Here is a 23,714-nt window from a genome sequence, read left to right as displayed (position 1 = left end):
CCATGAAAACGACTTTCCTGGATTTTGAGCAGCAAATCGCCGAATTAGAGTCAAAGATTGAAGAGCTGCGTTTTGTACAAGACGAGTCATCGGTAGACATCTCCGATGAGATCAAAACGCTTGCCGAAAAAAGTCAGCAGTTAACAAAAGATGTTTATGCCAATTTGACCCCTTGGCAGGTCTCTCAAGTAGCGCGTCATCCTCAGCGTCCTTATACCCTGGATTATGTTGGCGCTTTATTTACCGACTTCCATGAGCTACATGGTGATCGCACTTTTGCAGATGATCAGTCAATCATTGCTGGATTAGCCCGTTTTGAAAATCAGCCTTGTATGGTGATTGGTCATCAGAAGGGCCGCGATACTAAAGAGCGTGCCCTCAGAAACTTCGGCATGAGCCGTCCAGAGGGTTACCGCAAAGCAATGCGCCTCATGCGCCTTGCAGAAAAGTTTGGCATTCCGGTATTTACTTTTGTAGACACTCCTGGGGCATTCCCTGGCATTGATGCGGAAGAGCGCAATCAGTCTGAAGCGATTGGCCGCAATTTGTTTGTGCAAGCAGAGCTTGAGGTTCCAATCATCGCTACCATTATTGGTGAAGGTGGTTCCGGTGGTGCGTTAGCAATTGCGATGGGCGATGTTGTCTTAATGTTGCAGAACTCCACTTACTCAGTAATCTCTCCCGAGGGCTGTGCATCTATCCTCTGGAAGACCGCCGATAAGGCTCCTGAGGCAGCTGAGCAGCTGGGCCTCACAGCGCAACGCTTAAAGGCTTTGGGTCTAATCGATAAGATCGTTGCTGAGCCTATTGGTGGCGCACATCGTGATTACGATAATATGATGAGCAATATGCGCAAAGCACTTGCTGAATCCTTAAAAACTTTTGATGGCATGAAGGTAGATGCATTACTTGAACGTCGTCATGAGCGTTTGATGAGCTATGGCAAGTTCAAGGAAATCACAGCAAAGTCCTAAGCCGGGAAAACGAATTGCGGTTGCCTTAAGTGGCGGCCTCGATTCGGTTGTGTTGCTCGACACGGTTTGCAAAGCACAAGCTAAAGCAACAAGACAAAACAAAGACCAGATTTACGCTTTTCATATTCATCATGGCTTACAAAAACCAGCAGATGAGTGGTTAATCTTTTGTGAGAAGCTGGCAAAAAAATACAAGATCCATTTTGATTTTCGACTCTTGCATCTAGACAATCCACACGAGCAAGGCAATATCGAGGCTCGAGCAAGAGCAGGGCGTTACGAAGCGCTTGCCGATCTCTGTGAAGAATATGGCATTGAAGATTTACTCTTGGCTCATCACCAAAACGATCAAGCAGAAACCGTTCTCCTGCAACTCCTGCGCGGCTCGGGAGTAGCTGGCTTGTCTGGTATGCCAACAAGTAGGGGAGTTTCAAGCAATCAAAGTCTCACCCTATGGCGCCCACTCTTAAATCAAAGTAGAAAAGAGCTTGAGGCGTACGCAAAAGAATATAAGCTCCAATGGATTGAAGATCCCAGCAATCAAGATACAAAATATCGCCGTAATGCCGTTCGCAAAAGAATCATTCCAGCACTAGAAAAGATTCAACCAGAAGCATTAGCTAATATGGCCCGCAGTGCAGAGCTTCTTGGCGAAGCACAAACACTACTTAACCGACTAGCAACACAAGATGGCAAAAGTATTCTCAATAAAGATCAATTGAAAGTAAGCTCATTACTAGCTCTTGCTAAAGATGATTTACCGGCAGCAAACAATGTCTTGCGCTATTGGTTGCAAACGCAGCAGTTGGCGATGCCATCTCAGGAGCGCCTACAAGCTTGGTGGCGTGATCTTGCTAAAGTCAAAGCAGATGCCAAATTAGAGTGGTTGCATGATGAGAGAAAAATCTATCTATGGCGTGGGACACTGCAAGTATCCAATCCAGAAGAAGGGCGCTGGGTTCTCAAATTACTTCCAGCGAATTCCAAGCAATTAGGTCTGCCTGCAGATTGGGTAAAAGCTGCCCAAGAGAATAATCAAATCACCCTTAGAGAGCGCCTAGGCTCGGAGAAGATCCAGGTTAAGCCTAAGACGCCCCGTAAAACCCTTAAAAACCTCTACCAGGAGGCTGATATCCCACCCTGGGAGCGTCAGGCCCCCTTGCTCTATATCAACGATGAATTGATCGCGGTGGCGGGTATTGGGCTCAGTTACCCACATCTGACTTCAGCTGGCAAGCGTGTCCTGCCAATTTGGACTAAGGCGTAATCCCAGATTCTTTTTGATGGCGTATGGTGCAAATGATCACGGCATTTTTAGCTTCATCAAAGCTATATAGCGCTACATAGCCAGACTTTCCACGGGAGATAATTAACTCTCTGATGTGGGCATCACAGGTGCGACCGATAAAAGGGTGTTCCGACAATATCTGAATTGCGCCCTCAATAATCTCTAATGTAGCTAGAGCAGCATTTTTGTCAATTTCAACTAAAAAGTCAGTAAGTCTCTCGAGATCTAATAGGGCTCTTGGGGAGAAAACAATTCTTACCAATTCGTTGCTTTCAAGGTTGACTTCTTACCGGCAATGCGTGCTTTTAAATGTTTGAAGACTTTTTCTGCATCATGCACTTTACCTTCTTGTAAAACCTCCTTGCGAGCATTGTTAGCGTCCTCAATAAAAGATCTCCGCAATTCCGCATTGATGCTTGCTTGTTTAATTGCTCCCACCATAAAGGCGTGAGTAGTCATGCCAAGATCTTTGGCCGCATTGGCTGCTTGGAGCTTGATTTCATCAGTGAGTTTGAGGGAGGTTGTGCTGACAGGGCTCATGGAGGGTCCTAGGATCAAAAAGGTAACACTAAAGTAACACCATCATAAACAGCCCCATAGGACAAAGTCAACAGCTTGGTCTTAAAGACCTACAAAACCCTGTAAAATAAGCCCTTTTTAGACCTTCAAGGATTCAATTCCTTGTTACAGATAGTTAAATAGACGGTTTTTATGGCTCTTATCGTTCATAAGTACGGCGGCACCTCAATGGGCTCAACTGAGCGCATCGCCAATGTTGCCAAGCGCGTTGCCAAATGGATGCGTGCAGGCCACCAAGTGGTGGTTGTGCCCTCAGCCATGTCCGGCGAAACCAATCGCTTGCTCGGCCTTGCAAAAGAAATCAATCCAGATGCAAACCCACGCGAGTTAGATCAAATTGCATCAACTGGTGAGCAGGTTAGTTCTGGCTTATTAGCGCTGGCATTAATCCGTGAGGGTATCGATGCAGTGAGTTACGCTGGTTGGCAAGTAACAGTCCACACGGATTCTGCATTTACCAAAGCGCGCATTAAGAGCATTGATAGCGAAAAGATTCTCAAAGACCTTAATGCTGGTCGAGCAGTCGTTGTTACTGGTTTCCAGGGCGTTGATCCTAATGGCAATATCACAACCTTAGGTCGTGGTGGCTCAGATACCTCAGCAGTTGCCATGGCAGCAGCTTTAAAGGCTGATGAGTGCTTAATCTACACAGACGTTGATGGTGTTTATACAACTGACCCCCGTGTTTGCGAAGACGCACGTCGCCTAGACAAGATTACCTTTGAAGAGATGCTAGAAATGGCAAGCTTAGGTTCAAAGGTATTGCAGATTCGTTCAGTGGAGTTTGCAGGTAAGTACAAAGTTAAAACCCGGGTTCTGTCTTCTTTGACAGACCCATTGATGCCTTTAGACGTCGAGATGAAGTCGGGCACCTTGATTACATTTGAAGAGGACAGCACTATGGAAGCCGCAGTTATTTCCGGCATCGCCTTTGCGCGTGATGAAGCGAAGATTACCGTTCTTGGAGTTCCTGATCGTCCAGGTATTGCGTATCAAATTCTTGGCCCGATTGCGGATGCCAATATTGATGTAGATATGATTATTCAGAACCAATCAGTTGAAGGTAAAACAGACTTTACTTTCACAGTGCCGCGCGCTGATTATCAAAAAGCATTGGACTTGCTCAAGAACACTGTGCAAGCGCACATCGAAGCAAAAGAAATTTCTGGCGATCCAAAGGTTTCTAAGGTTTCAGTAGTTGGTGTTGGCATGCGTTCTCACGTTGGCATCGCCAGCAAGATGTTCCGAACTTTGTCGGAAGAGGGCATCAACATCTTGATGATCTCCACCAGCGAAATCAAGATCTCAGTAGTGATTGATGAGAAATACATGGAATTGGCTGTACGTGCCTTGCACAAGGCATTTGAGCTGGACCAGAAGTAAGTAAAAGGAGTAATAAACCCCTCAGGAGCGGTTATCCGTTAAACTGTGGGGCGTTGTAATAGTAAGAAGTACGGAGACGTGGCCGAGCTGGTCGAAGGCACTCCCCTGCTAAGGGAGCATCGGGGCTAAAACTCTGATCGGAGGTTCGAATCCTCTCGTCTCCGCCAGCACTTTTGGCATTTTTTCCTCTTTTTGCTATACGCAACATAGACTTAGCCCCCTAACCGGGGCTTTTTCTTTATCACTCCCGCTTACCAGTACGCTTACCACCCAAACAATATGTGATTGCAGATATGTGGCTAATGCAATTTAAGCTAACGATTACTCAGCACATCCTAATGGCATGGTTAATTAATTGTTGAGAAGCTAAAAACGTCCAATAGATTCAGCTAGAAAACAGAACTGTAAGAATTTGCATCAGGCCTTTGCTTATTAGGCTTATGAGCCGAGATAGTGCCGATAGTGATGAAGCACAGAGGCTCCTCTTTATCCTTAAGTAAAAATAACTCCCTCATCTTTTGGCTGTAAAGAGCCTTACCGCTTGATAGTCCTGAGCCAAATCCTAAAGCATTAGCCATTAGCAAAATATTTTGAATTGCACATCCTGCGGAGATGAGTTTTTCTTGCTCGGGAATATTGTCAAGTTCATTGTTCAGCTTAGCGGTTGCCAATAAAAGCAAGGGGCCTCGAAAAGCTTTCTGCTTTGCTTCATCAATTTGAGTTGGCGTTGCGCTTGGGTCTCTTGCTATGAGTGCGTCTGCAAATAAGTCACCTAATAAATTACGACTTTCGGGGCTGACTTCATAAAAGTGCCAAGGCGTTACCTTTCCATGATCGGGGGCGGCTCCAGCCGCATTCAAAATTTCTAATTTCTGAGATAGGTTGGGGCCTGGTGCAATCAGTCTTTTAGGAGAAACATGCTGACGACTATGGATCAGTGCATGAGCAAAGCCTCCGAGTGAATCTAAATTATCAGAAGCCAAAATCACTTAGTCCTGGGTGGTCATCCGGTCTTCTTCCTAGGGGCCAAAAAAACTTTCGATCAGATTCTTTGATGGGTAAATCATTAATGCTAGCGAAACGTCTCATCATGAAACCATTCTCATTGAACTCCCAATTCTCATTACCAAAGCTTCGCGACCAGTTACCAGAGTCATCATGACATTCGTAAGCAAAACGAACTGCAATGCGATTAGCTGTAAAAGCCCATAGTTCTTTAATTAAGCGGTAGTCAAGCTCCTTGGCCCATTTACGCTGGAGAAACTCTTTTACTTGCTCTCTGCCTTTTGGAAATTCCGCTCGGTTTCTCCAAATGGTATCTTCCGTATATACCAAGGAGACTTTCTCAGGATCGCGGGTATTCCAAGCATCTTCCGCCATTCGAATTTTTTGAATTGCTGTTTCTTTAGTAAAAGGGGGTAGGGGTAGTTTTTGTTCCATAGCACTTTGTGGTTAATGTTTCGGAATAATAAGAATAAACAGGGATTTGCATACAATAGCCCAACTAGTACCACTTTTGGTGCATTTAAAATAAGCCTTTATTGAGATCGCTTTTGAGACATTTTTTTAAAAAGTTAATTACCATTGTTCTTCCAGAAACTACCTCAGTTTCTTGGTTGGAGCGGTTTAGATCGGTTTTAGGAGTTGTGCTGGGCTTGCTCGCAATGATGGGACTTGGTTTATTGCTTGCAGGTTACGGAAACGCATCACCATGGGTTGTCGCCTCGATGGGTGCCAGTGCATTTTTATTATTTGTCTTACCCTCAAGTCCAATGGCGCAACCATGGGCAGTTATAGGGGGTAGTTGTGTTTCTGCTTTGGTAGGTGTTGCGTGTACGCAATTTGTCCATGAATTACCATTATTAATTCCCTTATCTGTTGGACTCGCAATCTTGGCAATGTTTGCCTTGCGTTGCTTACACGCACCTGCTGCAGCTTTAGCCCTTTTAATTCCTCTTGGCGGAATGACAGATTTTCATTTTGTGCTTTTTCCGGTTATGGGTAATGCTGTTTTATTGGTTTTATGTGCAGTCATTTATAACTCCTTAACTGGCAAGCCATATCCGCAACGCCCTAAGGCCGTCTTGGATTCATCTCCACTGCAGAAACGAAATCGTAAGATTGAGGATCAGGAAATTAACGCTGTCTTGGAGAGCTATAACCAAGTACTAGATATCAGTAAGGATGATTTAGCCAATTTGATTTCTCAAGTTGAACATGGGGCTTATCAAAAGAAGTTGCAAAGTATGCTATGTAAAAATATTATGACCACTGAAGTCTTATACGTTGGGATGGATTCACCTTTGGATCAAGCATGGAATTTACTGCGCAAGCGTCATGTTAAAGCTTTACCAGTCATAGATGGTGCAAAAAGGGTGCTTGGAATTATTACTCTAGAGGATTTTCTTAAAAGTGCAGCAGTGGATTTCCACCAAACTTTTGGACAGCGCATCAGGGGTTTTATGCGGACAGCTGTTCCCGGTTTGAATAGTTTGCCTAACGCTGTTGGGCAGGTGATGAGTAAGCCGGTAAGGGTAATTAGTGAAGATCGAAATATGCTTGACTTAGCTGAGATATTTTGTGGTGATGGTCATCACCATATCCCCGTAATTAATGATAATAGGCGGTTGGTAGGAATGATCACCCAATCTGACTTTGTAAAAGCTATTGACCAGTCTATTGATATTAGATGAAAAATATTTTCAATAAACTGATTAATTTCTTTAATGAAATTGCACCACCCCAGGGACAATATTCTTGGTTTGATAGACTCAGAGTATCCATTGGTGTGGGCCTAACCATCCTTGTGATAGCCTTCTTTAATCACCTATGGGGTGATATGACGCAAGATGAGAATATGGTGACGGCTGTATTTGGAGTCAGCGCTCTATGCATTTTCCTATTTCCCAATAGTAAATTCTTTTCGCCCTTAACGTTAATAGAGGCAAATCTATTGGCTTCCTGCGTAGCCTTCATTTGTGTTTATCTAATTTCATCGATTTCTGTGGGAATTCCAGTTGCCGTCATTGGTACGATAGTTGGAATGTATTTGCTGGGGTGCATGCATCCACCAGCGGTTTTCTTAAGTATTTTTATAGTAATGGCTGGAACTAATAGCTATGACTTTGCCTGGCATCCCGTTTTGGTGGACTCTCTTGTATTGGTCTTAGCAAGTTTTTTAAACAAAGCTTTAATAAAGCGTTCGTTGGGCTAAGCTTTGCTACCCCCAAACACTCCAATCCTTGGATTGCGGTGAAGGTTCATTCCACTTCACTGGGTAATGCAGGGCTTTACCGGGAGTGAGGCGACTCCAGATGGCTGCTACAACCGCAAGAATCGTCACGCTTACCAAAACAACTGCTGTAAGATGGCCAAAGCTAGCATGCGCCTGGATCATGATGAGTGGATTAGCACCAGCCGGCGGATGAACGGTTTGCGTAAGCAATAAGACTACCAAAGTAATTACCTCCGCAAGCAAGTAAACCCATAAAGCATCATCAAAGAGCTGGTAGCAGACAATACCAATGAGTGCGCTAATGAGGTGCCCGCCAAATAAAGCTCTTGGCTGTGCTGCAGGAGCACCAGTCAAGCCAAACAGAAATATTGTTGAACCGCCTAGCGAAGCAAGTAGTAATGGCGTTGTTGGTGGTTTAGTGGCAAGCAGGGCCAAGCCAAGCGCAACGATTGCTCCCAATGAAACCCATGCCAAACGTTTAACTGTTCTGAGCATCGCTTAGTGTAATCCAGCCATCGTAGATATTTGAATGGCTTGTCTGAGAATTGAGCTCGGACATTTGACTTGCCCGGATAGAATTTGCTCGGTAACGGATGCGGTTGAAATGGCATCAATGTCTAAAAACGGACTGAGATCTTCAAAGCGCTCTTCGGGGGTTGTAATTTCATTCGCATTTGCATGCAAAAAATGCATTTCAGGTAATCGTTGCAGGGAGGCAGTTGGTTCACCCTCGCTCCCTCTAATCAAAATTGCATTGGCTGAACGAAGTTGAAAAAATTCTCGTAATTTTTCTGGGTATTCTGGATGGGTGTAGTTGGAAACTTGCCAAGGCTTCTGAAGGGTTGGGTTAATGAGTTTTGCCAGCACATGACTAGTATTCCGCAGACCTATTCGCTCCCTGATATCTAATAACTTTTGAAGCGCTGGGGAAATAACATTAAGAGAGCAAAAGATCGGTTGATTCAATGCCAGGAGTGCACCAAATTCATCTTTCGTTTTGAGAATTGGCCAGCCAAGGGACTTAAAGATTTCATGGCTCGTTATCCTGGTTTGATCTTTTTCGACCCCCTGAACAAGCACTGTAAAACCATAACTAACAAGCATGCCGGAAAGAAGTGGTGTGAGATTTGCTTGTTTTCTAGCCCCGTTATAGCTTGGTAAGACTATGGTTGGACGTGTGCCAAGATTTAGTAAATTTAGATGTGGTTGCAGAGCATCCATAAAGCCCATGAGCTCAGATACGGACTCACCCTTGATGCGCATAGCAATACAAAATGCACCGAGCTCAAGATCGCTGACATTGCCATCTAGAATTTGAGTGAATACTTCTTTAGCCTGATTGCGATCAAGATCGCCGGCACCTTTGCTGCCTCGGCCAATAACTTTTAAGAATGATGTGATGCTCATTGCAGGATTATGCCGCTACTTCCACTTTCTTGAGAAAGCTGACAATAATTTGCTTGACTTCGGGCTTGCAGGATCCACAATTAGTTCCACATTGCGTTTCTGATTGAAGTGAGCTCATAGCATCATCGGGGGAGGTTCCTGCAGGCATCTTGCTTAAGCATTGCTTCATTGTGTCTGCAGATACATTAAAGCAATTACAAATGGCCTTACCTTTGGGTTTAATTTCTACAGGGGGTTTGCTGACAGGCATCAACAAAGACCGACCAAGCGCTTTTGCATCTAAACCGCTTTCTAGGTACTCTCTTAACCAGGCAGTACTTGCTAGGCTGCCAATAGGGCCGGTAAGCATGGCAGATAGAACCTTCTCTTGAGCGCGAACAAGTCGAACTACGCCCCTGCGCTTATCAATATAGCGCATTACAGGTTCTCCAGATGCTTCATCTAGCTTGAATTTCTGCATCACTTGCTTTAAAGCTTGCGCGGCAAGAGATTCTGATTCTTCTAGCGGGTCATCGTGGTGAGCGGCCTTGAATGAAACTCCAATGAGGCCACCATCCTGCTCTCTACCAAATAGAACACATTGGGCAGAATCGAAATGAGGCAGGATGCTGCGCAAACTGTTTTGAACAGAAAATACTTCTTCTTTAGGAAATAAGCCGAAAGCTACTAAATGCCAGGGAAGATTAGCGGGCAAAATCTTGACGGCTGAATGTTTCAGTTCGGGCTGACCGGATACGGGGTCGATCATGTTGCAAGTAAGGCCGTTGACTCCGCGGCCCGGTGTTTTACCAGCAGCGCCTGAAATAAATTCAGAACCCCAGTGCATAGCAATAAAGGCTTGCGAGGAGGCGATATCGTCTGAGACTTTGATTGGGAAGATCTCACTACCTCTGCGACTAGTGACATGAACTAAATCACCATTTTCTAGATTCATCCTGCCGGCATCTTTAGGTGATAGTTCTACACAAGGCTCAGGTGAGTGCCCATAAAGCGTTCCAATGGTTCCGGTTCTACTCATACCGTGCCATTGATCTCTGAGGCGCCCAGTATTTAAGGCAAATGGATATCGTGCATCCACTGATTCTGCAGTTGCCTTATAAGGCGCAGCGATAAAGTGTGCTTTCTTATCTTTAGTTGGGAATATTCCATCTTCATAGAGACGTTTCTTTCCCGAATCTGAACCTACTGGCATTGGCCACTGTTGAGGCCCACGCTCCTCAAGGATTTTGTAGCTTAAACCAGTAATATCGAGATCGCGACCGGCTGTACTCTCACGATGCTCATTCCAAATATCCTCAGGTCCGGCGTAAGGAAATAGAGTGGATGTTCCTTCTTTTCTATTGCCTGGTAATAGCGCTTCAAGAGCTAATCCAATTTCAAGAGCGATCTGCCAATCATGTTTAGCAGACGCATAGGGATCAATTGCGGGATTTACTTTGGAAATTCTTCGCTCTGAATTAGTAACTGTTCCCACTTTTTCTGCCCAGGTAGTGGCGGGCAATAATACGTCTGCATATAAGGTAGTGGCCGTGTGCGCATAAGCTTCCTGCACCACAACAAATTCTGCCTTGCTTAATCCCTCGTGAACTGCATTGAGATCAGGCATTGATTGTGCAGGGTTTGTACAGACAATCCATATGGCTTTTAGTTTTTCAGTACGCAATGCCTCAAACATGGGAATGGCACTAAGACCTGGCTTTTCGGGAACTGAATCCACCCCCCACAGGTTTGCAACTTCTGCACGATGTTCTGGGTTAGCAAGATCACGGTGTGCGGATAGTAGATTGGCTAAACCTCCAACTTCCCGGCCACCCATGGCATTGGGTTGTCCAGTCAAAGAGAATGGACCAGCACCAGCTTTCCCTATTTGACCGGTGGCCAAGTGTAGATTTACTAAAGCAGCATTCTTGGCTGTACCTGATGCTGATTGATTTAATCCCTGGCAGTACATCGATAGAGTTGCGGGAGAAGTTGCAAACCATTGCGCTGCTTGGAACAAGTCTTTTTCGTTAATGCCACAGATCTGACTTACTGCCTTAGGCGTGAAATCTCTAACCAAATCACGCAGCGCATCAAAATCTGCCGTATATGAGTTGATATAAGACTCATTAATCCATTTCTCCCAGAGCATGATGTAAAGCATCCCGTGATAGAGGGCAACATCAGTACCAGGTTGTATCTGTAGGTAGAGATCAGCCTCTTTGGCGGTATCGGTTTTTCTGGGATCAACAACAATAACTTTGAGATCCGGATTATTTTTACGGGCATCCTCAAGACGTCTATATAAAATCGGATGAGCAAAAGCGGTATTTGATCCCGTAATAAAAATAGTGGATGCAGAATCAATATCTTCATAGCAACAGGGTGGGGCATCCATTCCCAAAGTTTGCTTGTAGCCAGCTACCGCACTAGACATACATAGGCGTGAGTTGGTATCAATATTGTTAGAGCCAATTAGGCCCTTCATTAACTTATTAAAGATGTAATAGTCTTCGGTCAGTAATTGACCAGACACATAAATGCCAACAGATTCTGAACCATGCTCTTGAATGATGTCGGCAAATTTTTGGGCAACAGTTTGAATTGTCTCGGGCCAAGAAATATCTACCGGATCTTCGCCTCTTGCCTTGCGGATTGCTGGTGAACCCAGCCGAGCCTGCATCTGAAGGCTTGGGTTTGCAGTGAGATGAAGGGTGGAGCCTTTACTGCAGAGTCTGCCAAAGTTTGCAGGATGATCGGGGTCGCCGCGAACCCCGGTTACCTCGATCTTTCCGTTACTTTCTGCGGTTTCAATAATGACGCCACAGCCAACACCGCAATAGCAACAGGTGCTCTTAACTTCAGCCATGAGTAGCTTGCAATTCCTCGCGGCTTAGCCAAACCACACCAGACTCTACTTTGACTGCAAAGGATTTAGCACAGCCTTCATCTGGGGCAACTGCACAGCCAGTGGAGAGATCTATATTCCAGGAATGCAGTGGACAGGTTACGGATTTTCCATGGACAATGCCCTGAGACAGGGGGCCACCCTTATGCGGGCACTTATCCAATACGGCAAATACTTCGTCTTCTGAATTTCTGAAAATAGCTATTTGACCAGCTGGCGCTTCAATAACCCGAGATCCCAGAACAGGAATCTCATCAACTGTTGTGATTTTTTGCCACTGATCAAGTTGGGCGGTATTAGACATTTCCAACCTCGACAATAGGGATGGTTTTAAATTGACGAACATCTACACCAGCACGTTCAAAGTCTTTCCAGGGATCTGGAGCATCTTTTAGATCAAACAGCAGTCTTTCGTAGAGAGCTTTACGACTTTCAGCATCGTCGACCACTTTTTGCTTAATGTATTCCATGCCAACTCTTGCCAAGTAATGGACAGTTCGATCCAAATACCAAGCTTCTTCGCGGTACAGCTGTAAGAAGGCACCAGAATATTCACGAACTTCCTCATCAGTTTTAACTTTACAGAGAAATTCCGCTACTTCAGTTTTAATGCCGCCGTTACCACCAATATAGAGTTCCCAGCCAGATTCAACACCAATGATTCCAACATCTTTGATGCCAGCTTCTGCGCAGTTTCGTGGGCAGCCAGATACTGCAAGCTTCACTTTGTGAGGTGCGTACATACCAAAGAGCATTCTCTCTAGATCTACGCCCATTTTCATGGAGGACTGGGTACCAAAACGACAGTGCTCATCACCAACACAAGTTTTCACTGTGCGAATTGATTTGCCATAGGCATGACCTGACGGCATATCCAACTCTTTCCAAACCGCTGGGAGATCATCCTTCTTGATGCCAAGTAAGTCAATTCGTTGGCCGCCAGTGACCTTCACTGTGGGCACTTGGTATTTCTCAGCAACGTCAGCAATTCTTCGTAGTTCAGAAGGAGTAGTTAGACCACCAAACATCCGCGGAATAACTGAGTAGGTGCCATCTTTCTGGATATTGGCATGAGCACGTTCATTAATGAAGCGGGATTGTGGATCATCTTTTGCTTCATGTGGCCATGTGGAGATCAAATAATAATTTAAGGCAGGGCGACAAGTCGCGCAACCGTTAGGTGTTCTCCAATTCAGCTCGGTGCGAACTTGCTCTTGAGAAATTAAGTGACCGGAGCGTATGGCTTGACGAATTTCATCATGAGAAAGATCGGAGCATCCACAAATTGATTTCTTTCTAGGGGTTGCTGAATAGTCTGTGCCAAGAACATTCATCAGCACTTGCTCAACTAGGCCTGTACATGAGCCACAGGAGCTGCTTGCTTTAGTACATTTCTTTACTTCATCAAGCGTGAATAAACCCTGTTCCCGAATAGCCTTGACAATGGTGCCTTTGGTAACCCCGTTGCATCCGCAAATTTCATCTGCATCAGTCATTCCGGCCGCTTTATTGTGACCTTGATGGCCAACATCACCAATATTGGATTCACCAAACATCAATGTGTCACGAATTTCTGCAATGCTTTGTTCGTCACGCATGAGCTTGAAATACCAAGTGCTATCTGCTGTATCGCCAAACATGCAGGCGCCAATTAAACGATCATCTTTTAAAACTAATTTTTTATACACGCCACCAATAGGATCGGCTAGAGTAATTTCTTCAGTACCTTCGCCTCCCATAAAGTTTCCAGCGGAGAAGAGATCGACGCCCGTTACTTTCAGTTTTGTTGACGTTACGGAGCCCTCATATCGACCGATACCGTGTTCGGCAAGGTGATTTGCACAAACCTTAGCCTGCTCAAATAAAGGCGCAACTAAACCATAGGCAGTTCCACGATGGCTTGCACACTCACCAACTGCATAAACTCTTGGATCAAACGTTTGCAGAGTATCGTTAACAACGATACCTCTTTGGCAATGTAAACCTGCAGATTCGGCTAAAGCTGTATTAGGCTTAATACCCGCCGCCATAACAACTAAGTCAGCCGGTATTTCTAGCCCACCTTTAAAGCGGATATGGCCGACACGATCGCCGGCGGCATTAGGGGTAATTGCCTCGGTAGAAGTTTTCAGTAAAAACTTAAGACCTTTTTCTTCCAAGGATTTTTGTAGTAAATCAGCTGCTGTTTTATCTAGCTGTCTTTCCATCAACCATTCGGCAAGATGGACCACGGTCACACTCATACCTCTGAGAGCTAGACCGTTTGCAGCTTCGAGACCAAGCAGGCCACCACCAATGACTACGGCATTTTTGTAACGCGTCGCCACATCAATCATCTCGTTGGTATCTTTAATATCACGATACGCAATCACGCCAGGTAAGTCATTTCCTGGAACAGGCAAGATGAATGGTAAAGAGCCGGTAGCCAGTAATAAGCGATCGTAGCTTTCAATGGTGCCATCATCGGCAATAACAGTACGCTCTTTGCGATCAATCTTAGTTATGGTTTTGCTAAGATGAAGATGGATGCCATTGCTCTTGTACCAATCGAGGTCATTTAGAACAATTTGCTCAAGAGTCTGTTCGCCGGCCAATACTGGGGACAGCAAAATACGGTTGTAGTTGGGATGGGGCTCAGCACCAAAGATGGTGATGTCATAAAGCTCTGGGTCGAGCTTTAATAGTTCCTCGATGGTCCGAACGCCGGCCATCCCATTGCCAATCATGACGAGTTTTTGTTTTTTCATGCTTTGATCTTGAAGCTATCTGCATAAGCAGCAGGGTTGGAGCCATTCCACACAACACCATCAAATAATTTGCTGGAGCGCATATCGCTTTTTGGTAGTGGTGTCTTTGAAGCAGTAGCAGCCTCTTTGTAAAGCGCAATGTTGTTTACTTTTTTTGCTACAGCCAAGTAATCTGGGTGCTCTTTGAGTAAACCCCAGCGCTTGTGCTGAGTCATAAACCACATGCCATCAGATAGGTAGGGGTAATTAGCCATACCATCGTTATAGAATTTCATCGCATGGGGATCATCCCAAGTTTTGCCGATACCGTTGTTATAGCGACCCATCATGCGGTCTTGAATCACACTAACATCAGTATTGACAAATGAAGGTGCAGCTACAACTTCCGCAGTTGCATGCTTATTCGAAGTCGATGCATCAATATATTTTCCAGCCTCTAATATTGCTGCCGTAACTGCGCGACAAGTATTGGGATACTTCTTGGCAAAGTCGGAGGTTGTTCCTAAAGCCTTTTCTGGATGATCTTGCCAGATTGCTTGTGTAGTAATGGCTGTAAAGCCAATGCCGTCAATGATTGCGCGGGCATTCCAGGGTTCACCTACGCAATAGCCATCCATATTTCCGCTACGCATATTCGCGACCATTTGTGGGGGCGGAACGGTGATAATTTTTGCGTCTTTAAATGGATTAATGCCATAGTTCGCTAACCAGTAGTAAAGCCACATAGCGTGTGTACCAGTTGGGAAAGTTTGCGCAAAAGTGTAGTCACGCTTTTCTTTATCCATGAGCGCTTTAAGACTGGCGCCATCACTTACACCTTTTTGATAAAGCGCTTTTGATAAGGTTATTGCCTGACCATTATTATTTAGAGACATCAGAACTGACATATCTTTTTGTTGGCCACCAATACCCATCTGCAATCCATAAACTAAACCATAGAGGATGTGAGACATATCATTCTCGCCATTTACAAGCTTGTCACGGATTGCAGCCCATGACGCTTCTTTAGTGGGGATGATCTTAACGCCGTACTTCTTATCTAGACCAAGATGGTTAGCCATGACAACCGATGAGCAGTCTGTAAGGGCAATGAAACTGACCTTTACATCCGTTTTCTCAGGGGCATCTGAGCCTGCCGCCCATGCACCCGCTTTAACCATTGGGTCGATTAAGGACAGAATGCTGGCAGAGCCAATACTTTGGATAAGTTTGCGACGCGTGGGATTCGCATCAGCAACAGTGGGGGTAGTAGCTTCTGGTAATAAACCGCTAATGCTTATTTTCACTTTCATGCTGAGCTCCTTTAGTCGATAACTAACGATAAAGAAGTAGTAAGTCCCGAGATTAGAGTGGTGGCTCAGTATTGGTGCACCAAATCAAAGCATGAGCATTTTTGGTTCACGTAGAGAATTAAGGGCTACTGCCGACTGTTACAAATGATGCATGGAACAAATTGCACCAAGAACAGCCAAAGCACCCAAATTTAATGGGGCGTTGCCTGGCGTCTACCTCATTGGTGCTGGGCCTGGAGCCTCTGATCTCATCACTGTTCGGGGTTCAAGAATTTTGGCTCAGGCAGACATTGTTTTTTATGACGCACTCATTGATATTTCTATGTTGGAGTGGTGTCCTGGCACTAGGATGGTGCAGGTAGGGAAAAGATGCGGATCGCATTCAAGCTCTCAGCACTTCATTAACAAGCAATTGGTGGATGCTGCAGGCAAGTACTCAGTAGTTGTGCGCCTAAAAGGCGGGGATCCAATGATCTTTGGTCGTGCGCAGGAAGAAATTGACGCTCTTGAGAAAGCAAACGTGCGCTATGAGATTGTTCCAGGCATCACTACTGCCTTAGCGGCCTCGGCAGAATTAAAGCAGCCTCCAACTACGAGAGAGTTAAGTAGAACCCTGACGCTGACTACTCTTCCAGGCCGTTGTGCGCACGAAGATCATAAAACCGCTATTTACTATATGGCGCGTGATCAGCTATCTGAGGTTGCGACAACATTGATTGCTCAGGGCTACACGGTAGATACCCCTGTTTGCTTGATGGAATCGGTCAGCCTGCCAACGCAACGCAGTTTTGCTTGCACATTAGATGAATTGCGCTTTGGTGATGTTCATCATCATTTTTTAGATAAGCAACCTGTTGTGGTGATGGTTGGAGAGGTTTATAGAAAAAAACTGCATACGCTTATCCCATTAATTGAGTCACAAAATCATTTCAACGTATTTCAAGCGGCATCTTAATTACTTACTAGGAGCTATAAATGAATTCATATCGTCCTTTTGATCCAGATAGACCTCTGTTTAGCAACCGCTGCAGCTGTGGACAGCATGCATCTGAGTTAGATCATGCAAACTCGCTTTCAGCAATGGTGGATGCCGAGCAGCAAAGCGCAGATTTTGTTGAGGCCAGCTTAGTTAAGGCTCTTTTTCCTCAAGAAGATCGTAGACGCGCATTTTTAAAGGCTGTTGGAGTTGGTGGAGCAATGAGCGCTCTCTCGGGCTTCTTGCCAGTAGGGTCCTTGCAGGCAATGGCACAAGAAAAAGCGCCATTAGAAAAACCAGACCTAAAAATTGGCTTTATCGCAATTACTTGTGCGACTCCACTCATCATGGCTGACCCACTTGGTTTTTATAAAAAACAAGGCCTGAACGTTACGCTTAATAAGACCGCAGGTTGGGCTTTAATTCGTGACAAGATGCTCAATAAAGAGCATGATGCCTCACACTTTTTATCACCAATGCCGATCTCAATGTCAATGGGCTTGGGTTCTGATCCTTCTCAGATGCGTGTGGCCACAATTCAGAACGTGAATGGTCAGGCTATTACGTTGGCTAACAAGCATAAAGATAATCGTGATCCGAAAAACTGGAAAGGCATGAAGTTTGCTGTTCCATTCGAATACTCAATGCATAACTTCTTGCTGCGTTATTACGTTGCTCAAGCTGGCTTAGATCCAGATAAAGATATTCAGATTCGCGTTACACCTCCACCAGAGATGGTTGCCAACTTACGTGCCGGCAATATTGATGGTTTTTTAGGGCCTGATCCATTTAACCAGCGCGCAGTATATGACGAGGTCGGATTTATTCACATTCTGACTAAGCAGATTTGGGATGGTCACCCTTGCTGTGCTTTTGGAACCTCAGAAGAATTTATCCGTAAGAATCCAAATACCTTTGCAGCCCTCTATCGTGCAGTCTTAAATGCTTCGACGATGGCACGTGATCCTGCGAATAGACCTTTAATTGCTAAAGTAATTTCTACGCCAAATTACCTTAACCAGCCAGAGACAGTTGTAATGCAAGTTCTCACTGGTAAGTTTGCAGATGGTCTAGGCAATGTGCAAAACGTACCAGATCGCATCGATTTCAACCCAATTCCTTGGTACTCCATGGCAACTTGGATGTTGACTCAAATGCAGCGCTGGGGCTATGTCAAAGGCGATGTGAATTATAAGGACATCTCTGAAAAAGTATTCTTGCTTACGGACGCTAAAAAGTATATGGGCGAGACTGGCATTGCAGTTCCACCATTAGCTAAAGTGGGATACAAAAAAGACAAGATTATGGGTAAAGAGTTTGACCCTAGTCAACCGGCAGCCTATTTGAAATCTTTTCAAACTAATAAAGCATGAATTTAAGGTAAATGAATGAAAACAGTATCAATTAAGGTTAAAGGCGCAATTCTATCGGTTGTGATTTTGCTCATGTGCTTATTTATCTGGCATATGGCGACAACACAAAAAGTTACACCGCCGCCAGGAGTATCAACTAGTTCTAGTGAGTACAGCAGTCTCATGGGTCAGGGTGGTAGTGATCCTGTTCAAAAAACTGGATTCCCAACCTTAACGCAAATGGGGGAGACTATCTATAAGCAGTTATCACACCCTTTTTATGACAATGGCCCAAACGATAAGGGAATAGGTATTCAACTTGCTTATTCTTTGGCGCGTGTTGCCTTAGGATTCTTGTTGGCGATGATTGTCGCTATTCCGTTTGGATTCTGGATTGGCATGTCACCATTAGCTTATGAGGCATTTAATCCATTCATTCAAATCCTAAAGCCGATTTCGCCATTGGCTTGGATGCCTATTGCGCTTTACACCATCAAAGACTCTGCGATTTCTGGAATTTTTGTGATCTTTATTTGTTCCATATGGCCAATGCTCCTAAATACAGCATTTGGAGTTGCCAATGTGCGTAAGGAATTATTAAACGTTGCCAAGACATTAGAGGTTTCTCCTTTACGTAAAGCATTCTTAGTCATTCTTCCTGCGGCTGCACCAACTATTTTGACTGGTATGCGCATCTCTATGGGCATTGCCTGGTTAGTGATCGTTGCTGCTGAGATGCTTGTTGGTGGCACTGGAATTGGTTACTTCTTATGGAATGAGTGGAATAACCTATCGCTATCCAGCGTTATTTTTGCAATTCTTTTAATTGGTATTGTTGGAATGTTGCTAGATACAGCATTTGGCAAGTTACAAAAGGCGGTTTCATATGCAGATTGAAAATACATTCCTCAAAGTTTCAAACCTCAGCAAGTCATATAAAGCTGACGCACCTCCAGTATTTGAGGGCATCGATTTTGAAATCGAAAAAGGAGAGTTCGTTTGCATCATCGGTCACTCCGGATGTGGCAAAACCACTATTTTGAATGTGCTTGCTGGTCTTGAAGAGGCTACTGGTGGCGATGCCATCATTCTTGGTAAGCGTATTCAGGGGCCCGGCTTGGAGCGTGGCGTTGTATTTCAAGGGCATGCATTAATGCCGTGGATGACAGTACTGCAGAATGTGGCTTTTGCAGTGAAGTCAAAGTATCCCGATTGGTCAAAAGAGCAGATTACTGAGCATTCCAAAAAGTATCTAGCAATGGTCGGCTTGGTAAATGCTGAAAATAAAAAACCATCTGAATTATCTGGCGGTATGAAGCAAAGGGTTGGTATTGCAAGAGCCTTTGCAATTGAGCCCAAAATGCTACTACTTGATGAGCCATTTGGCGCATTGGATGCGTTAACTCGTGGTGTTATTCAGGATGAGCTTCTCAAAATTTGCAAAGAAACAAATCAAACTGTATTTATGATCACCCATGATGTTGATGAGGCAATCTTGCTTTCTGACAAAATTATGCTGATGAGCAACGGCCCTAATGCACGTATCGCTGAAATCGTTGTTAATACTTTGCCTAAAGGAAGAAAGCGGGTTAATTTACATCATGATGCTATGTATTACCCAATGCGCAACCATTTGGTAGATTTTCTGGTCAATCGATCAAAGGATCTGCAGGTAAAAGGAGCTAAGGGTGAGTTGGATGGTTACAAGCCTGTAATAGTGCTTCCAGGTGTTGATGCGGCCGTTGCTTAACAAACTAAAACTTTAAACTAGGAGAAAAAGATGGATCGTTCAGTAGTTACACAAAAAATTATCGAAGCCAAAGTTCGCAATGGCATGAAGTGGAGTGATATCGCAAAAGCAATAGGCGAATCAAAGGAGTGGGTTACTGCAGGCTGTTTAGGTCAAATGACCTTTACTAAGGTGCAAGCTGAAGCTGCTGGTAAGTTATTTGATTTGACTGATGAAGAGATGGCTTGGTTGCAAATCGTTCCTTACAAAGGATCCTTGCCGACCGCTGTGCCAACGGATCCATTGATTTATCGTTGGTATGAGATTGTCAACGTTTATGGAACCACTATTAAAGAGTTAATCCATGAAGAGTTTGGTGATGGCATCATGAGTGCTATCGATTTCTCAATGGATATTCAGCGTGAGCCAGACCCTAAGGGCGATCGTGTTCAAGTCGTACTGTCAGGCAAGTACCTTTCTTACAAGACTTACTAAAAATAGAAGCGCCCCTGAGAACCACCTTCGGGTGGTTTTTTATTGGAGTATTCTTAGCGACAGCTTACTTAAAAATAGAGATTAAATATGTCGGACATCATAGATTTTAAGGCGCTCGTTAGTCATATTGGCGAGGCTGTGATCATTTCTGATCGGGATGAAAATATCCTGTTTTGGAATCCGTCTGCTGAGCGTATATTTGGGTATACCCCAGAGGAGGCCCTGGGAAAAACACTCAGCATCATTACGCCTAAGCGTTTTAGAGAGCGGCACTCTAAAGGGTACTTTCACACTATTCAGACTGGTGTAACAAAGTATGGAAATACTTTGTTAAGAGTTCCTGCGATGCATAAGGATGGGCGTTCTATCTCCATTGCTTTTTCAGTAAGCATGCTTTTTGATGATAAAAAACAACCCATTGCCATAGCCGCGATTGTCCGAGATGAGACTGAACGTTTTCAAGAAGAGCGTAATTTGAAGTCCAAACTAGCGGCATATGAGAAAAATGAGTAAGGCTCCAACACCAAAATTGCTATAAATCTGCTTAGTTTTAGCCCTTTTGTTTCTCCTCCGCCATTGCTTATGCTCATATTGGGCTTACCATCCCGCTTACCAGCGAAACATGGATTTTAGTAAGTTTGAATGGGTTACTCGGGAGTAGGGTCTGCCTTCAGAGGCATATAGGTAAAGGGTTTAATGGACATTGGTAGACTTAGCGGGAGGGGCAAAATCTTGATCTCGTCTCCACCAGCACTTTTGGCATTTTTTCTCCTTTTCACCATACGCATCAATGACTTAGCCCCCTAACCGGGGCTTTTTCTTTACTACTCCCGCTTACCAGTACGCTTACCACCCAAGCAATGCTTGTTTTGGGATGCTCTAGAGCTTAGTTGCCAAATCTAGCTCTAAAACCTAATAGTTTAAATTGCTCAAAATTTAGGCAATATGGATATCTCAGGTGCTTTCGACATGTTGCGCCTGGTAGGTGGCATATTAAGAAAACTGCATTTTCAAGGTGAATTCAGGCCCTCGATGCCACTAGTAAAAAATCATTTAAATAGCTATTTAGTAGGAAAAAGTGAGGATATGTTTAAAAATGTAGTAATCTATTAAAAAATGTAATAAAAAGTATGTAAATATGTCTAATCGTAAGAAAAAGTGTGTATATGTAAGAAAAAGTATGGGAAAATAACCATTCGAACGAAAAAGCGGAGCTTGAGGGAAATATGAGTGAAATAGGCTACTCACGAGTAAAAAGTCAGTTAGATCTCAGTGCTTTCGATCCTCTGGTACCCGCACGCCTTGCCTCGGTAACCAGTGTAACGCCCACTCAGGGCGCATTGTTGATACCGGCAAAGGTAGCCCCTAAAGATGATCGCCCACTAAGCCACCTTTTGTTTGCACTAAAGCATGAGGGGGTTAATCTTCAGCTGCTATCGCAGGCCTTAAGAAAAATCCCGGCCCAAGAGATGCTGGCTGCCATTAGTGAATCGCCAACAGGCGTTTATATACGCACAGCATGTTTTTTGTGGGAAGCCTTTAATAAGCAAGAGTTAAAGGGCGCGCCAGTAATTACAGGGCCAATGGCCAATTTATTTGACCCAAAAAAATACATTACCGGTCCAAGCATACGCAATGCTAAATGGCGGGTTCATTTCAATGGATTGGGTTCTTTGGATTACTGCGTAACTGTTGAGCGAACCGCACGTATTAATAGCTTGCTTGAATCCAACATCCTCCAGAAGGCAAATGAATTTCTATCGCAGCTTGGTGGAGCCGCGTCCGATAGGGCAATGTCATGGGCTTATTTAAGCGAGACCAAAAGTTCTTTTGAGATTGAGCATGAAACACCAAGCGCAACTAAAGCAGAAGCATTTGTAGAGCTGCTTAAAAAAGCACATCTGACTCCTCAATTGAATGAAGAATACTTGGTTGGATTGCAAAACACTGCCATTACAAACCCATTAGATAGGGCCGTTCATTATCGGCATGAGCAGAATTGGTTAAGTAGTCCGTTACGTGGTGCTGCTGGCGTAACGTATATTCCGCCACCACCTGAAATTGTTAATGACTTGATGAAGGGTTTGGTAGATTTTGCTAATGCCTCGCCAAAGCAGATAGACCCCTTGGTTGCAGCTGCGATTATTTCATTCGGGTTTGTTTTCATTCACCCATTTATGGATGGAAATGGACGTTTGTCCAGATTTTTATTTCATCATGCAATATGCCAGTCTGGCGCTTTAAAGAATGGCCTGCTATTGCCAGTATCCATTGCGATGAAGCGGAATGAAGATTTATATCTAACCGCTCTAAAGAGCTTTTCTGAACCTGCTCGCAAGCGCTGGGAAGTTATTTGGATTGATGGTGATGAATATCAAATGACATTCAAATCAAATGATTCCTTATATCGCTATTGGAATGCCACTGCCTGTGTTGATTTTGGATTGGAGATGGCCAAGCAAGCATTGGAAAAGGACTTAAGAGAAGAGACCGAGTTCTTGGCAAAGTATGACCTTATTTACCGTGCTATTGATAGTCAGTTTGATATACGCGGCAAGGATCTCAACGCCTTAATTTTGACCTGCATGGAACAAAATGGAAAGCTATCAGCTAACCGTCGTAAGAAATTTTCTGCAACGGTGCCGGAAGAAATATTTAATGCAATTGAAGCTGAATATATGAAGATAGCGGACTGATTCAAAAAGCCTCGCTAATTCTATCAAGGTCAACCCAAGGGCTGGCGCAATGATAAATTGGGTAATTCAGTTGCCTGAAGTTTAATCTTCCCAGACCTTTTGGCTTGCATCCTAACTATGTAAGGCCATCATTTGCTTACCATCCCGCTTACCAGCAAAACATGGATTTTAGTAAGTTTGAATGGATTGCTCGGGAGTAGGGTCTACCTTCTAAGCCATATATATAAAAGATTTAATGGACATTGGTGCACATGACAGGAGGGTCAAAACCTAGATCTCGTCTCCGCCAGCACTTTTGGCATTTTTTCCTCTTTTTGCTATACGCAACATAGACTTAGCCCCCTAACCGGGGCTTTTTCTTTATCACTCCCGCTTACCAGTACGCTTACCACTCAAACAGTATTGCATTTCATATGTGTGGCTAATGCGATTTAAGCTAACAATCGCTTATTACATCCTGGTGGCATGGTTAATTTATTGAATACACTAGATTTCAATATAAAAACCAAGATCGTGTCTTATCCAATTTATGAAACTTCATGTACTGAGTGATTTGCATTTAGAATTTGCCGACTTTTCACCTGCATTGAATGTGGCAGATGTTATTGTCCTGGCCGGTGATATTAGCCTGCGCTCCGAGGGTATAACTTGGGCTAGAAAATCGTTTCCGAATC

Annotated in this window: 22 protein-coding genes and 1 tRNA gene; 13 read left to right on the top strand and 10 right to left on the bottom strand. The window is 44.3% G+C overall.

What is annotated here, in order from left to right; genetic code table 11:
* Positions 1-2 precede the first annotated feature (2 nt).
* Both ICN34_RS11380 and tilS read left to right on the top strand, forming a co-directional pair.
* Positions 3-974: an acetyl-CoA carboxylase carboxyltransferase subunit alpha gene (locus ICN34_RS11380; protein ID WP_216122724.1), complete on the top strand. Its 972-nt coding sequence runs from the start codon at positions 3-5 to the stop codon at positions 972-974.
* Positions 940-2,241: a tRNA lysidine(34) synthetase TilS gene (gene tilS, locus ICN34_RS11375; protein ID WP_072582306.1), complete on the top strand. Its 1,302-nt coding sequence runs from the start codon at positions 940-942 to the stop codon at positions 2,239-2,241. The genes ICN34_RS11380 and tilS overlap by 35 nt, the downstream gene beginning before the upstream one ends.
* On the opposite strand, the gene ICN34_RS11370 is transcribed toward tilS, so the two are convergent.
* Positions 2,231-2,524, bottom strand: a complete 294-nt coding sequence (locus ICN34_RS11370; RefSeq protein ID WP_072582307.1) for a type II toxin-antitoxin system RelE/ParE family toxin — start codon at positions 2,522-2,524, stop codon at positions 2,231-2,233. The genes tilS and ICN34_RS11370 overlap by 11 nt on opposite strands.
* Complete coding sequence (locus ICN34_RS11365) at positions 2,518-2,802, bottom strand: hypothetical protein (RefSeq protein ID WP_072582308.1); 285 nt, start codon at positions 2,800-2,802, stop codon at positions 2,518-2,520. The genes ICN34_RS11370 and ICN34_RS11365 overlap by 7 nt, the downstream gene beginning before the upstream one ends.
* A gap of 171 nt (positions 2,803-2,973) precedes the next feature.
* Here ICN34_RS11365 and ICN34_RS11360 point away from each other — a divergent pair, with 171 nt between their 5' ends.
* Both ICN34_RS11360 and ICN34_RS11355 read left to right on the top strand, forming a co-directional pair.
* The gene (locus tag ICN34_RS11360; protein ID WP_072582309.1) at positions 2,974-4,224 is read left to right on the top strand and encodes an aspartate kinase; all 1,251 of its coding nucleotides are present in this window, start codon (positions 2,974-2,976) and stop codon (positions 4,222-4,224) included.
* Positions 4,225-4,296: 72 nt separating this feature from the next.
* Positions 4,297-4,391, top strand: a tRNA-Ser gene (locus ICN34_RS11355).
* A gap of 222 nt (positions 4,392-4,613) precedes the next feature.
* Here ICN34_RS11355 and ICN34_RS11350 read toward each other — a convergent pair.
* Both ICN34_RS11350 and ICN34_RS11345 read right to left on the bottom strand, forming a co-directional pair.
* Positions 4,614-5,207: a nitroreductase gene (locus ICN34_RS11350; protein ID WP_158009031.1), complete on the bottom strand. Its 594-nt coding sequence runs from the start codon at positions 5,205-5,207 to the stop codon at positions 4,614-4,616.
* Positions 5,197-5,664 (bottom strand): nuclear transport factor 2 family protein, encoded by a 468-nt coding sequence (locus tag ICN34_RS11345; RefSeq protein WP_011902848.1) that lies wholly within the window; start codon positions 5,662-5,664, stop codon positions 5,197-5,199. Before ICN34_RS11345 ends, ICN34_RS11350 begins: the two co-directional genes overlap by 11 nt.
* A gap of 224 nt (positions 5,665-5,888) precedes the next feature.
* On the opposite strand from ICN34_RS11345, the gene ICN34_RS11340 reads away from it, so the two are divergent.
* Positions 5,889-6,917 (top strand): HPP family protein, encoded by a 1,029-nt coding sequence (locus ICN34_RS11340; RefSeq protein WP_216122723.1) that lies wholly within the window; start codon positions 5,889-5,891, stop codon positions 6,915-6,917.
* Positions 6,914-7,438: an HPP family protein gene (locus ICN34_RS11335; protein WP_071465697.1), complete on the top strand. Its 525-nt coding sequence runs from the start codon at positions 6,914-6,916 to the stop codon at positions 7,436-7,438. The genes ICN34_RS11340 and ICN34_RS11335 overlap by 4 nt, the downstream gene beginning before the upstream one ends.
* A gap of 6 nt (positions 7,439-7,444) precedes the next feature.
* Here ICN34_RS11335 and ICN34_RS11330 read toward each other — a convergent pair whose 3' ends face one another.
* The 6 genes from ICN34_RS11330 to ICN34_RS11305 are packed head-to-tail and all read right to left on the bottom strand — an operon-like array spanning position 7,445 to position 15,792.
* Entirely contained in the window at positions 7,445-7,954 is a 510-nt protein-coding gene (locus ICN34_RS11330; RefSeq protein WP_011902845.1) for an HPP family protein, read from the bottom strand.
* Between the two features lie 3 nt (positions 7,955-7,957).
* Positions 7,958-8,866, bottom strand: coding sequence for a DNA-binding protein YbiB (gene ybiB / locus ICN34_RS11325; RefSeq protein ID WP_011902844.1), 909 nt, complete (start codon positions 8,864-8,866; stop codon positions 7,958-7,960).
* 7 nt (positions 8,867-8,873) lie between these two features.
* Complete coding sequence (locus ICN34_RS11320) at positions 8,874-11,714, bottom strand: nitrate reductase (RefSeq protein WP_216122722.1); 2,841 nt, start codon at positions 11,712-11,714, stop codon at positions 8,874-8,876.
* Positions 11,707-12,057: a nitrite reductase small subunit NirD gene (gene nirD, locus ICN34_RS11315; protein ID WP_011902842.1), complete on the bottom strand. Its 351-nt coding sequence runs from the start codon at positions 12,055-12,057 to the stop codon at positions 11,707-11,709. The genes ICN34_RS11320 and nirD overlap by 8 nt, the downstream gene beginning before the upstream one ends.
* Positions 12,050-14,500, bottom strand: coding sequence for a nitrite reductase large subunit NirB (nirB, locus tag ICN34_RS11310; RefSeq protein ID WP_011902841.1), 2,451 nt, complete (start codon positions 14,498-14,500; stop codon positions 12,050-12,052). Before nirB ends, nirD begins: the two co-directional genes overlap by 8 nt.
* Positions 14,497-15,792, bottom strand: a complete 1,296-nt coding sequence (locus ICN34_RS11305) for a CmpA/NrtA family ABC transporter substrate-binding protein (RefSeq protein ID WP_011902840.1) — start codon at positions 15,790-15,792, stop codon at positions 14,497-14,499. The genes nirB and ICN34_RS11305 overlap by 4 nt, the downstream gene beginning before the upstream one ends.
* A 151-nt stretch (positions 15,793-15,943) precedes the next feature.
* Between ICN34_RS11305 and cobA the strand changes: the two genes are divergently transcribed.
* From cobA to ICN34_RS11270, 7 genes are all read left to right on the top strand, one after another.
* Complete coding sequence (gene cobA / locus ICN34_RS11300) at positions 15,944-16,747, top strand: uroporphyrinogen-III C-methyltransferase (RefSeq protein WP_072582323.1); 804 nt, start codon at positions 15,944-15,946, stop codon at positions 16,745-16,747.
* Between the two features lie 20 nt (positions 16,748-16,767).
* Complete coding sequence (locus ICN34_RS11295) at positions 16,768-18,141, top strand: CmpA/NrtA family ABC transporter substrate-binding protein (protein WP_072582324.1); 1,374 nt, start codon at positions 16,768-16,770, stop codon at positions 18,139-18,141.
* 15 nt (positions 18,142-18,156) lie between these two features.
* Entirely contained in the window at positions 18,157-19,017 is an 861-nt protein-coding gene (gene ntrB, locus ICN34_RS11290) for a nitrate ABC transporter permease (RefSeq protein WP_071467218.1), read from the top strand.
* The gene (locus ICN34_RS11285; protein WP_071467219.1) at positions 19,007-19,870 is read left to right on the top strand and encodes an ABC transporter ATP-binding protein; all 864 of its coding nucleotides are present in this window, start codon (positions 19,007-19,009) and stop codon (positions 19,868-19,870) included. The genes ntrB and ICN34_RS11285 overlap by 11 nt, the downstream gene beginning before the upstream one ends.
* 30 nt (positions 19,871-19,900) lie before the next feature.
* A complete protein-coding gene (gene cynS / locus ICN34_RS11280) occupies positions 19,901-20,344 on the top strand; it encodes a cyanase (protein ID WP_071467220.1) in 444 nt (147 codons plus the stop codon).
* Positions 20,345-20,431: 87 nt separating this feature from the next.
* The gene (locus tag ICN34_RS11275; RefSeq protein ID WP_216122721.1) at positions 20,432-20,857 is read left to right on the top strand and encodes a PAS domain S-box protein; all 426 of its coding nucleotides are present in this window, start codon (positions 20,432-20,434) and stop codon (positions 20,855-20,857) included.
* A gap of 713 nt (positions 20,858-21,570) precedes the next feature.
* Positions 21,571-23,040, top strand: a complete 1,470-nt coding sequence (locus ICN34_RS11270; protein WP_216122720.1) for a Fic family protein — start codon at positions 21,571-21,573, stop codon at positions 23,038-23,040.
* The last annotated feature ends 674 nt before the right edge of the window (positions 23,041-23,714 follow it).

Source organism: Polynucleobacter sp. Tro8-14-1, assembly GCF_018881655.1.
GTDB lineage: Bacteria > Pseudomonadota > Gammaproteobacteria > Burkholderiales > Burkholderiaceae > Polynucleobacter.
Note: the sequence above shows the minus strand (reverse complement) of the source record. Positions and strands in the feature narration are given on the sequence as shown.